This window comes from Agrobacterium sp. 5Ca39, from assembly GCF_055382365.1.
In genome coordinates, this window is record NZ_AP026436.1 from 1,360,878 (window position 1) to 1,373,095 (window position 12,218).

Here is a 12,218-nt window from a genome sequence, read left to right on the forward strand (position 1 = left end):
ACGCCAGCGGCCTATCGGCATACGCACTGTTCACCATAAGTGAACGGAAAAGCGAAACGTCAACTATTTGCCGAAATACATTTTTTCAAAACCGCTTTGCAATCATCGGGCGCGGGGCTAACGTCTGATAAAACAGATGACGAGTACACCCATGTCCAATCCCTCTTCCGCTCAATCCGTCGTGACCGCCGCCATGCTCGCCATTGGCGACGAGTTGCTTTCGGGCCGTACCAAGGACAAGAATATCGGCCACCTCGCGGACGTGCTGACCATGTCCGGCATCGACCTCAAGGAAGTGCGTATCGTTGCCGATGAGGAGGACGCGATCGTCGAAGCGCTGAATGCGCTACGCAGCCGCTATGATTATGTCTTCACCTCGGGCGGCATAGGCCCGACCCATGACGACATCACCGCGGATGCGGTGTCCGTGGCGTTTGGCCTTCCCTGCGAGCACGATGCCGAAGCCTTGCGGATACTTGGCGACATGTATCGTGCCCGTGAGATGGAATTCACCGATGCGCGCAAGCGCATGGCGCGCATGCCGAAAGGTGCTGTCCACATCGCCAACCCCGTTTCCGTCGCCCCCGGCTTCATCATCGGCAATGTCTATGTCATGGCCGGCGTGCCGCAGGTGTTCCAGGCGATGCTCGACAACGTCATGCCGACGCTCCGCACCGGCGCCAAGGTGATGTCGCAGGCCGTACGCTCACCGTATGGCGAAGGCGATATCGGCACGCCGCTGACGGCCATCCAGAAAGCCCATCCCGAAACCAGCATCGGTTCCTATCCGAAATATGACGGGCAACGCTTTTCGACGGAAATCGTGGTGCGCGCCCGGGATGCAGGCGTGCTGAAGGCCGCGGCGGATGCGGTCGCGGCCATGATCGAAGCCATCGGACAGGAGAAAAGACTGGCGGCAGGCAGGGGCGACGCAACGGCTTGAGCGAGAAAGGGCCTTTGACGAACGGGCTTTGACCAAAATCAAGGTGGCGGCCTGCAAAGGCGGCCACTCTCCCCACAGAAATTAGATGTCACCGAGGAGAGATAAATGGGTTACAAAACGATATTGGCAGTGGTCGACAATGTTTCGAACACACAGAAGCTCGGCGAATTCGTGGTGAGCCTTGCAGACCAGTTTTCCTCGCATGTCATCGGCCTGCACATGGAAACGCTGGCCGCCGTTCCCCTCGTCGCGCCGATGGAAATTCCCGATCCCGCCACCGTGCAGGCCCTGCAGGATGTGGCACACAAGGAAACCACCGATGTCGGCTCGCTTTTCGAGCGTACGCTATCGGCCAACGGCATCTCGCATGAATGGCGAAGCTTCGTTACCTCGGTGGGTTACGCCTCCGCCTCTGCCATCGACAGCGCCCGTTGCGCCGATCTCGTCGTCGCCCGTCAGAGCAGTTCCTCGGCTTTGTCGGACAGCCGCACCGATATTGACAGCTTTCTCTATGAAAGCGGCCGTCCCGTTCTCCTCGTCCCGCATGTGCTCACCGTCGCCAAGCCGATCAAACGCGTCCTGATCGCCTGGAATGGCTCTCGCGAGGCGACGCGCGCCACTTTCGACGCCCTGCCCTTTCTGAAAGCCGCGGACAGCGTCGAGATATTCTCCGTCGACCAGGCAGAAAGCGAAACGCAGTCCTCCGGGTTTGCCGGTACGGAACTGGCCGCCACGCTCGCCCGCCACGGCGTGAACGTGACGGTGACCTCACAGGAGAAGATTGCCGGCCTTTCGCCGCAGGCGGCTATCGAAAATCGCCTTTCCGATAACAGCATCGACCTTCTGGTCATGGGCGCTTACGGCCATTCCCGCTGGTGGGAACTGCTGTTCGGCGGCGTTACCCGCACGCTGCTCGATTCCATGACGGCGATGACGCTGCTGTCGCGTTGAATATGGATGCGGCGCAAATGGCGCCGCCAGCCCCCGCCATCTCGCTCGAAAGGAGCGTCCGCCACTGGTTTCTTCTCCCCCCGGGGGAGAAGTCCGCGGCAGCGGGATGAGGGGGCGAGGGAAAAGATAGACCGAGAGCCAGCCCCCTCATCCGTCCCTTCGGACCACCTTCTCCACCTAGGGGGGAAGAAACAAGCGGCATTCTCTCAGCCAAAATCACGCCGGATAAGCGCAAAGCTTGCCTTTTTGCCGGTCTTGCGGCTATTAGCCAAAGCCATCGACAATTTTGACCAGATGGTAGACGACATGTCCCTTCCCGATAAAGCCTTTCCCGTTTCCTGGGACCAGTTTCACCGCGACGCCCGTGCGCTTGCCTGGCGTCTTGCCGGTCTCGACAAAGAGTTCCGGGCGATCGTCTGCATCACGCGCGGCGGCCTCGTTCCGGCGGCGATCATTTCCCGCGAACTGAACATCCGCATGATCGATACGGTCTGCATCGCCACCCGCCATGACTACGTCAACCAGGGTGATACGGTCCTCTTGAAAGGCGTAGCCCCCGAGCTGACTGTTGATGCCGGCGAAGGCGTGCTTGTCGTCGACGATCTGACCGATACCGGCAAGACGGCGCTGGAAGTGCGCGAGATGCTGCCGAAGGCGCATTTTGCCTGCGTTTACGCCAAGCCGAAGGGCGTGCCGACCATCGACACGTTCGTCACCGAAGTGAGCCAGGACACCTGGATCTATTTCCCCTGGGACATGGGCTTTACCTATCAGGAGCCGATCGCCAAGGGATCGCGCGGCTGAGTGCCCACAGGGACCCATTTCTCATCCGTCATTGCGGCCTTGAGCCGGAATCCAGCCACGGCGCGTCTGCGCCGTGAGTCTCTTGCGATCAAGGACTTGATCGCGCTGGACCCCGGATCTGGTCCGGGGTGACGGAGTGAGGATGCACCAACCGCGCAAGACTTCCCCCAGCAATATGCACTCTTTCGCCGTCCCACCCGGGGGCGGCTTTTTTGTGTGAAAAGGCCTTTTTGCCGACAGCGGAAAACACGGAAAAACCGCAGTGTCGCCATTATGCCTCACCCCGGAAATGCGGGGTTTTGCCTTTCCGTTGCGGAAACCAGCCTCGCGCAAGCTTCAAATTTTTCCGCCAAGTCACTGATTTTTCTGAGAGCTTTTCCTATCCCCGTTTTCCACAGGCACTCCACACAATATCTTGTGGTTAAAAATGGGTTTCAATCTATGGCTTGACGAATCTGTGTCGCGAGAGGAAAGTGACAAATATGTTGCGGCGGCAACGAACCGGAAAGTAACGAGGCCGGTTCTTCTCCATCTTTAGCGCGCATGTCCAAACGGCGTCCCGGCCATGAGGGGGCGGTTCGCCGATGGCTTTTCTGCGCCTTCGGAACCGCCAAAAACATTACGCGGGGACTGGCAGCAAGAATGTGTTAACACTATATATAGTAGGCTTGCAGCCATCTTAAACACGAGATACAGGGATGACATCCAAGGATGAACATCCCATCAGATTGGCAACAACCGGCTGCGCGAAGGCATCGCACGGCTGGAACGAATTTTTGCGCCCTTCACCGGGCGCCCCAATGGACGAGGACAGAAACCATGCGCATTGAACGCCGCTTCACGAAGCCCGGCCAATCGCCTTATGCGGAGATCGACTTCCGCAAGGCCGTCAGTGAAATCAAGAACCCGGATGGATCCATCGTGTTCCGTCTGGCTGACATCGACGTTCCCGCGCAGTTCAGCCAGGTTGCCACCGACGTTCTGGCGCAGAAATATTTCCGCAAGGCCGGCGTGCCGAAGTTCCTGAAGAAGGTTGAGGAAAATGACGTTCCTTCCTTCCTCTGGCGCTCCGTGCCCGATGAAAAGGCTCTGAAGGATGTTCCGGAAGCCGAGCGCTACGGCTCCGAGACCGATGCACGCCAGGTTTTCGATCGCCTGGCAGGCACCTGGGCCTATTGGGGCTGGAAGGGCAAATATTTCTCGTCCGAAGAAGATGCCCTCGCCTTCCGCGACGAGCTTGCTTATATGCTCGCCACCCAGCGTGTTGCCCCCAACTCCCCGCAATGGTTCAACACCGGCCTGCACTGGGCCTATGGCATTGATGGTCCCGGCCAGGGCCACTTTTATGTCGACCCCTTCACCGGCAAGCTGACCAAGTCCAAGTCGGCTTACGAACATCCGCAGCCGCATGCCTGCTTCATCCAGTCCGTTGAGGACGACCTCGTTAATGAAGGCGGCATCATGGATCTGTGGGTGCGTGAAGCGCGCCTGTTCAAATACGGCTCCGGCACCGGCTCCAACTTCTCTTATCTGCGTGGCGAAGGCGAAAAACTCTCCGGCGGCGGCAAATCGTCAGGCCTGATGAGCTTCCTCAAGATCGGTGACCGCGCAGCCGGCGCCATCAAGTCCGGCGGCACGACCCGCCGCGCAGCGAAGATGGTCGTCGTTGATGCCGACCACCCGGATATCGAAGCCTATATCGACTGGAAGGTGAACGAGGAGCAGAAGGTTGCCGCTCTCGTCACCGGTTCCAAGATCGTCGCCAAGCACCTGAAGGCGATCATGAAGGCCTGCGTCAACTGCGAAGCTGACAACGGCGATTGCTTCGACCCGGCCAAGAACCCTGCCCTGAAGCGCGAAATCCGCGCCGCCAAGAAGGACATGGTGCCGGAAAACTACGTCAAGCGCGTCATCCAGTTCGCCGAGCAGGGTTACAAGGACATCCAGTTCAAGACCTATGACACGGACTGGGATTCGGAAGCCTACCTCACGGTGTCGGGCCAGAACTCCAACAACTCCGTCTCGCTGAAGGACGATTTCCTGCGCGCTGTCGAAAATGACGGTGACTGGAACCTGACCGCCCGCAAGGACGGCAAGGTCATGAAGACGCTGAAGGCCCGCGACCTCTGGGAAAAGATTTCCCACGCCGCCTGGGCGTCTGCCGATCCGGGTCTGCACTTCAACACGACGATGAATGACTGGCACACCTCGCCGGCGGCCGGCCCGATCCGCGCTTCCAACCCGTGCTCGGAATACATGTTCCTCGATGACACGGCCTGCAACCTTGCCTCGCTGAACCTTCTGCAGTTCAAGGATCAGGCGACGAAGCGCATCGATATCGCCGATTATGAACACGCCGTCCGCCTCTGGACCGTCGTGCTCGAAGTGTCCGTCATGATGGCGCAGTTCCCGTCGCGCCAGATCGCCGAACTCTCCTATGAGTACCGCACGCTGGGCCTCGGTTACGCCAATATCGGCGGCCTCCTGATGTCCTCCGGCATTCCCTATGACAGCGCCGAAGGCCGCGCCATTGCCGGTGCGCTCACCGCCATCATGACCGGCGTGTCCTATGCCACCTCGGCCGAAATGGCCGGCGAGCTCGGCCCCTTCCCGGGCTTTGCGCCGAACCGCGAAAACATGCTGCGCGTCATCCGCAACCACCGCCGCGCCGCCCTTGGCCAGTCGGAAGGTTATGAGGGCCTGTCGGTCAACCCGGTCGCACTCGTCCATGGCGACTGCCCGGATCAGGACCTGATCGCCCACGCAACGGCCGCCTGGGACAAGGCGCTGGAACTTGGCGAAAAGCACGGCTACCGCAACGCCCAGACCACCGTTATCGCACCCACAGGCACGATCGGCCTCGTGATGGATTGCGACACGACCGGTATCGAACCCGATTTCGCGCTGGTGAAGTTCAAGAAGCTCGCCGGTGGCGGTTACTTCAAGATCATCAACCGCGCCGTTCCGGATGCGCTGCGTTCGCTCGGTTACTCCGAAAGCCAGATCGCCGAGATCGAGGCCTATGCTGTCGGCCATGGCAATCTCAACCAGGCTCCCGGCATCAACCCCTCGACGCTGAAGGCCAAGGGCTTCACCGATGAGAAGATCGAAGCCGTCAACGGCGCGCTGAAGAGCGCCTTCGACATCAAGTTCGTCTTCAACCAGTGGACGCTCGGCGCCGACTTCCTCAAGGAAACGCTGAAGGTTTCCGACGAGCAGCTCTCCGACATGAGCTTCAACCTGCTCGAGCACCTCGGCTTCGGCAAGAAGGACATCGAAGCGGCCAACGTTCACGTCTGCGGCGCGATGACGCTGGAAGGCGCACCGTTCCTGAAGAACGAGCACCTGCCCGTCTTCGATTGCGCCAACCCCTGCGGCAAGATCGGCAAGCGTTACCTCTCCGTCGAATCGCATATCCGCATGATGGCGGCGGCTCAGCCCTTCATCTCCGGTGCGATCTCCAAGACGATCAACATGCCGAACGATGCGACGGTTGAGGATTGCGGCGCAGCCTACATGCTCTCCTGGAAGCTGGCGCTGAAGGCCAACGCCCTTTACCGTGATGGTTCCAAGCTTTCCCAGCCGCTCAACGCGTCGCTGGTGGAAGATGAGGACGAAGAAGACCTGATCGAAGAACTGATCCAGCAGCCCGCCGCACAGCAGGCCGTGACGATCACCGAAAAGATCGTCGAGCGCGTTATCGAGCGCGTCTCACGCGAGCGTGAAAAGCTGCCGAACCGCCGTCAGGGTTACACCCAGAAGGCAACTGTGGGCGGTCACAAGGTCTATCTGCGCACCGGTGAATTCGGTGATGGCCGCATCGGCGAAATCTTCATCGACATGCACAAGGAAGGCGCTGCCTTCCGCGCAATGATGAACAACTTTGCCATCGCCATTTCGCTCGGCCTGCAATATGGCGTGCCGCTGGAAGAATATGTGGAGGCCTTCACCTTCACCAAGTTCGAACCGGCCGGCATGGTGCAGGGCAACGACGCGATCAAGAACGCCACGTCGATCCTCGACTACGTGTTCCGCGAACTCGCCGTCTCCTATCTCGGCCGCCACGATCTCGCCCATGTCGATACGTCCGACTTCTCCAACACGGCGCTCGGCAAGGGTATCCAGGAAGGCAAGACCAACCTCGTTTCCACCGGCTGGACCCGCGGTTACAAGCCGACCATCGTGTCTCGCAATGACGGCGAACGCACCGCTTCCGAGCCCAAGGGTTCGGCAACGGCAGCCCCTGCCCGCGCCTCGGCCAACGTGACCTCGTTTGCAGGCTCTGCCGCCCGCAAGCTGGAACCGACAGTCGCCATCGCAACCTCCGAAATCGTCTCCTTCAAGCGGGACTATGAAGAGCGCGCCAAGGAACTGGCCGAAGAAATCGCCGAAGAAGTGATCGACGAGGTCGTCCAGGAAGCCCAGCAGACGGCAACCGCCCTCTTCTCCGATAAGGCCGCCGCAGACGCCGCTTCGGCCAAGACGGAAGCCAAGAAGGTCGAAAACGAACGCCGCATGCGCTCGATCGCTCAGGGGTATACGGGCAACATGTGCTCGGAATGCCAGAACTTCACGATGGTGCGGAACGGCACTTGCGAGAAGTGCGATACTTGTGGTGCGACGAGCGGTTGCAGCTGAGCGTTAGCTTAGACACCACCAAAAAACGACTAGTCTTGAGGGCTCTTTCAGATATGAAAGAGCCCTTCTTCTTTTGATATTTTATCCCTTTCACTACTGGAAACCCGTAGTCCACAATGTTATCTTTCGAGTGGAATGACCGAAAAGCTTTAACCAATCTCGCCAAACATGGCGTCAGCTTTGAAACGGCCCGCAAGGTTTTTGAGGATCCATTTGCCGTGGATATCGAGGATCGTTCGGCTAATTACGGCGAAGTCCGACGACGTATAGTGGGGTTGGGCAACGGATTGGTTCTGACTGTGATCTATACCGAACGCAGCGAAGTGATCCGCATCATCTCGGCACGAAAGGCGACACGCGCGGAGCGCAAGGAATACGACGACAATGGCTGGTAAAATCGATCAAACAGACTGGGCCCGCCTTCACGCCATGACCGATGAAGAGGCGGAGGCGAATGCGCTTGCCGACCCCGACAATCCGCCGCTTTCTGCCGAGCAACTTGCTGCGGCTCCCAGAATGCCGCGCATCAAGATCATTCGCCGGGCCCTGAAGCTGACGCAGGAAGAGTTTTCCGCGCGTTATCATATTCCGCTCGGCACCCTGCGTGATTGGGAACAGGGACGTAGCGAGCCGGACCAGCCGGCCCGCGCTTATCTCAAGGTCATCGCCGTCGACCCGCAGGGCACGGCCGCCGCGCTCCGTAAAGGCGCGGCCTGACCCGCCTCACCCGATAAAATCCAACAGCAGCTTCACATTCAACGCCGCAATCACCACCGCGATCAGCCATGCGAAGCCTGAGAGCCAGAGCGGTGAGCGCAGCTCGCCCATCTTGGCCTTGTCACCGGTGAACATCACCAGCGGGAAGACGGCGAAGGAGAGTTGAAGGCTTAAGACCACCTGCGTCAGGATCAGCAGTTCGCCCGTGCCGCTATCGCCATAGAAGATGGTCACGCCCGCGGCGGGGATGATGGCGATGGCACGGGTGATGAGGCGGCGCAGCCAAGGGGCGAGCCGCATCTTGAGGAACCCTTCCATCACGATCTGGCCGGCAAGCGTTGCCGTGACAGTGGAATTGATGCCGCAGCACAAAAGCGCCACTCCGAACAGCGTCGGCGCAATCGCAAGGCCGAGCAGCGGCGCCAGCAGATTATGCGCCTCGCCGAGTTCGGCGACATTAGTCTGCCCCGCCTTGTTGAAGGTCGCCGCCGCCAGAATGAGGATCGAGGCGTTGATGAGAAGCGCGAACATCAGGGCGATGGTGGAATCGAGCGTCGCGAATTTCAGCGCCTCGCGCTTTTCGGCAATTGTCTCGCCGATTTCGCGGGTCTGCACGATGCCGGAATGCAGATAGAGATTATGCGGCATGACGGTCGCGCCGAGAATGCCGAGCGCCAGATAGAGCATGTCAGGATTGGTGACGATTTCGGTCGTCGGCGCAAAACCAAGGATCACCTGCCCCCAGTCAGGATCGGCGAGCGCTACCTGAATGGCAAAGCACACCGCGATGACGCCAAGCAGCGTGATGACGAGCGCCTCCACCCAGCGGAAACCGAGCCTCTGCAGATAAAGGATCAGAAAGACATCGAGCGCGGTGATGAGAACGCCGATTTCGAGCGGAATGCCGAAGATGAGGTTGAGGCCGATGGCCGTGCCGATCACCTCGGCAATATCGGTGGCGATGATGGCGATCTCGGCGAGCAACCACAGCAGTATGGCCACCGGCTTCGGATAGGCGTCACGGCAGGCCTGGGCGAGATCGCGGCCGGAGGCAATCGCAAGACGGGCGCAGAGCGATTGCAGCACGATCGCCATGATGTTCGAGACCAGCGCAACCGTCAGCAGCGTATAGCCGAACCTGGAGCCGCCGGCGAGCGACGTCGCCCAGTTTCCGGGATCCATATAACCGACGGCAACGAGATAGCCGGGACCAAAAAACGCCATCGCCCGCCGAAACGTGCCGGCATTCGCCTTGACGCGGATCGAGCTGTGAACGTCTGACAACGAGAGATCGTCGCCGTTTCGCCGCCATCCAAAGACTGGCTTCTCCATACTATGCGCTTTCTGAACGGAAATCTGATTAATGCAATTGCAAATCATTCGCATAAAGAGACGCAGGACGCAAGCTGACTTTTGACGCCGCGATGTGGCGCTTAGCCCTCTCCCGGCACTGCGACCGGTCACGCGGGTGCTGGACGATTGACAATGTGGTTACCTGACACCGCGCGCCATTGCCTCGCCATGTCAGCCATCGCTAGAAAGATCGGTGCCATCAGAAATTTGAAAGTGCGTCAGTCCAGCTGAGGAGAAGCGTATGAATATTGTCGCCCATGTCGAAATCCCCGTGACCGATCTTGATCGGGCGATCCGCTTCTATCGCGCGGTTTTTGATGTGCCATTTGCCGAAATCGTCGCGATCCACGATAGCAGAATGGCCTATTTCCCTTTTGACGAAAACAGCAATGGCGCCAGTGCCGCGCTTGCCGAAGGCCCGGCCTATGTACCGACGCGAGATGGAGCGATCGTCTATTTCAGTGTCGCTGATGTGGATGATGTTATTGCCAGAGCCCTTGCCGGTGGAAGCGAGCTCCTATTTCCCAAAACGGCGGTGAATGATGCACTCTTCGTCGCGGAGATTTCCGATAGCGAGGGCAACCGCATCGCCATTCAATCCGCCTGATCGGCCTTCCCAAGACAGAATGACCGGACTCACGTCCTTGTCATCACCTGTTCGCCACCCAAACGGAACAGTCGCGGTAGCGCTGGCGTTGATCTTTCACCAAAACGCTTAAATCTGGGGAAGTTCATGCGACAGCACCGGAATAACGACGTGGTGAACCATCCAGGCCGGTGGCCGAACTATATCATGGGGCACAGAAAGCCCCGCGAATGGCTGATGACGATCAGCGGTGTCCTGCTGCTCTTCGTCGTCGCGGCCGCCGTCGCCATGGGTTACCTCGTCAGCAGCCATCCCGGCAAGCCGGAGCCGAACCCCGGCATTGTCGAAGAACAGGCAGCAGAAGGCTGAGCGACGTGCGGGCCGGTCAGCTGAGGCCCGCGAGATGACCGCTGAACTGCGCCTCGTGCAGACGGCTGTAATGGCCCTTGGCAGCCAGGAGTTCGGCATGAGCGCCGGTTTCGGCGATGCCGCTCTGGTCGACCACCACGATGCGCGAGGCATCGCGGATCGTCGCCAGCCGGTGGGCGATGACGAGGGTGGTGCGGCCTTTGGCAAGCTCGGTCAGCGATTGCTGGATGGCCCGCTCGGTTTCCGTGTCGAGCGCCGAGGTGGCCTCATCGAGAATGAGGATCGGCGGATTTTTCAGGAACATGCGGGCAATCGCAAGACGCTGCTTCTGCCCACCGGACAACTTGACGCCACGTTCGCCAATGACGGTATCGAGCCCGAGCGGCATGGCCTCAATGACGCCGTCCAGCCGCGCGCGCCTAGCGGCATCCATGATCTCCGCATCCGAAGCGCCAAGCCGTCCATATTCGATGTTCTCACGGATCGTGCCGCCGAACAGGAAGACGTCCTGCTGCACGATGCCGATCTGATTGCGCAGCGAGGCGAGCTTCATCTTTCTGATATCGATGCCGTCAATGGTGATCGCACCGTTGGTGACGTCATAAAAGCGCGGCAGCAGCGAGCAGAGCGTCGTCTTGCCCGCACCCGACGGGCCAACGAAAGCTACGGTCTCGCCGGCGCTGATCTTCAGATCGATATTGGTAAGAACCTGCTTGCCCTCGGCGTAACCGAAGCCCACATGGCGATATTCGATATCACCGCGCAGCAATGGCGCTTCCACCGCATCGGGCGCATCGACAATATCGGGCGCGGTGTCGAGAAGCTCGGTGAACCGGCGGAAACCGGCAATGCCCTTGGGATAGGTCTCGATGACCGAATTGATTTTTTCCACCGGGCGGAAAAACACGCCGACCAGCAGCAGGAAGCCGACGAAGCCACCTTCTGTCAGGTCGCCATTCAGAACGAACCAGGCGCCGCAGATCATCACGATCATCTGTGTCAGCCGCATGCTCATGTAGCTCAGCGAGGTGCTGGCCGCCATGATCTTGTAGGCGTCAAGCTTGGTGCGGCGGTATTTCTGGTTGTCTTTTTCGAACAGCGCCCTCTCGTGATCCTCATTGGCAAAGGCCTGCACCACTCGCATGCCGCCGACATTTTCCTCGATACGGGCGTTGAAATCCCCCACACGGCCGTATAGCGCGCGAAAATTCTGCGTCATGCGACCGCCATACCGGCTGGTGACCCAGGCGGTGACGGGCACGACGGCGGCGGTGATGAGCGCCAGCGGCACATTGACCGACAGCATCAGCAGGAACGCGCCGATAAAGGTCATGATGGCGATGAACAGGTCTTCGGGCCCATGGTGGGCCACCTCGCCGATCTCTTCCAGATCCTTGGTCAGCCGCCCGACCAGATGGCCGGTCTTCTGGTTGTCGAAATACCGGAAGGAAAGCTTTTGCAGATGATCGAAGGCCAGACGGCGCATGTCGGTTTCGATATTGATGCCAAGCATGTGTCCCCAGTAAGTGACAGTCGCCATCAATCCGGTATTCAGTACATAGATGAGGAGCAGCCCGACGGAGGCGGCCAGGATGATAGCCCATTCACCGCCCGGCAGCAGCACGTCGACAAAGGCCTTCACCGCCATCGGAAAGCCGAGTTCCAGTACGCCCGACAAGACAGCGCAGGAAAAATCGAGAATGAACAGACCGCGATAGGGGCGATAATAGGCGAAGAAGCGGCGGAGCATAGCGTGACCTGGAGATCGGGCGCGGCAACCTTACGCCGCAAGAAAAACGGAGTTCAATTGTCATATTTCAATGCGCGCGCCAAGACCGATGTTCTATTTTTACCAAA

Annotated in this window: 10 protein-coding genes; 8 read left to right on the top strand and 2 right to left on the bottom strand. The window is 59.5% G+C overall.

Annotation, left to right across the window (positions count from 1 at the left end):
• Nucleotides 1–151: 151 nt before the first annotated feature.
• The 6 genes from ACZ47E_RS06855 to ACZ47E_RS06880 all read left to right on the top strand — a co-directional run bounded on the left by ACZ47E_RS06855 (nt 152) and on the right by ACZ47E_RS06880 (nt 8,053).
• On the top strand, nt 152–943 hold the full coding sequence (locus ACZ47E_RS06855; protein WP_278066805.1) for a competence/damage-inducible protein A: 792 nt from the start codon (nt 152–154) through the stop codon (nt 941–943).
• Nucleotides 944–1,048: 105 nt separating this feature from the next.
• Nucleotides 1,049–1,894, top strand: coding sequence for a universal stress protein (locus ACZ47E_RS06860; protein ID WP_278066806.1), 846 nt, complete (start codon nt 1,049–1,051; stop codon nt 1,892–1,894).
• Nucleotides 1,895–2,200: 306 nt separating this feature from the next.
• Nucleotides 2,201–2,698: a xanthine phosphoribosyltransferase gene (gene gpt / locus ACZ47E_RS06865; protein ID WP_006698845.1), complete on the top strand. Its 498-nt coding sequence runs from the start codon at nt 2,201–2,203 to the stop codon at nt 2,696–2,698.
• Nucleotides 2,699–3,517: 819 nt separating this feature from the next.
• A complete protein-coding gene (locus ACZ47E_RS06870; RefSeq protein WP_044460026.1) occupies nt 3,518–7,336 on the top strand; it encodes a vitamin B12-dependent ribonucleotide reductase in 3,819 nt (1,272 codons plus the stop codon).
• 116 nt (nt 7,337–7,452) lie between these two features.
• Nucleotides 7,453–7,731, top strand: a complete 279-nt coding sequence (locus ACZ47E_RS06875) for a BrnT family toxin (protein WP_004442197.1) — start codon at nt 7,453–7,455, stop codon at nt 7,729–7,731.
• The gene (locus ACZ47E_RS06880) at nt 7,721–8,053 is read left to right on the top strand and encodes a helix-turn-helix domain-containing protein (RefSeq protein WP_034498976.1); all 333 of its coding nucleotides are present in this window, start codon (nt 7,721–7,723) and stop codon (nt 8,051–8,053) included. The genes ACZ47E_RS06875 and ACZ47E_RS06880 overlap by 11 nt, the downstream gene beginning before the upstream one ends.
• A gap of 6 nt (nt 8,054–8,059) precedes the next feature.
• On the opposite strand, the gene ACZ47E_RS06885 is transcribed toward ACZ47E_RS06880, so the two are convergent.
• Nucleotides 8,060–9,385 carry an Nramp family divalent metal transporter gene (locus ACZ47E_RS06885; RefSeq protein WP_278066807.1) on the bottom strand — a complete coding sequence of 442 codons (1,326 nt, stop codon included), beginning with the start codon at nt 9,383–9,385 and terminating at the stop codon, nt 8,060–8,062.
• 262 nt (nt 9,386–9,647) lie between these two features.
• Here ACZ47E_RS06885 and ACZ47E_RS06890 point away from each other — a divergent pair, with 262 nt between their 5' ends.
• Together ACZ47E_RS06890 and ACZ47E_RS06895 are read left to right on the top strand one after the other, a co-directional pair.
• Nucleotides 9,648–10,013 (top strand): VOC family protein, encoded by a 366-nt coding sequence (locus ACZ47E_RS06890; protein ID WP_004442206.1) that lies wholly within the window; start codon nt 9,648–9,650, stop codon nt 10,011–10,013.
• Nucleotides 10,014–10,139: 126 nt separating this feature from the next.
• Entirely contained in the window at nt 10,140–10,361 is a 222-nt protein-coding gene (locus ACZ47E_RS06895; RefSeq protein ID WP_004442209.1) for a hypothetical protein, read from the top strand.
• A 16-nt stretch (nt 10,362–10,377) separates the two neighbouring features.
• Here the strand turns inward: ACZ47E_RS06895 and ACZ47E_RS06900 are convergent, their stop codons facing one another.
• A complete protein-coding gene (locus tag ACZ47E_RS06900) occupies nt 10,378–12,111 on the bottom strand; it encodes an ABC transporter ATP-binding protein (RefSeq protein ID WP_137068753.1) in 1,734 nt (577 codons plus the stop codon).
• Between the last annotated feature and the right edge of the window lie 107 nt (nt 12,112–12,218).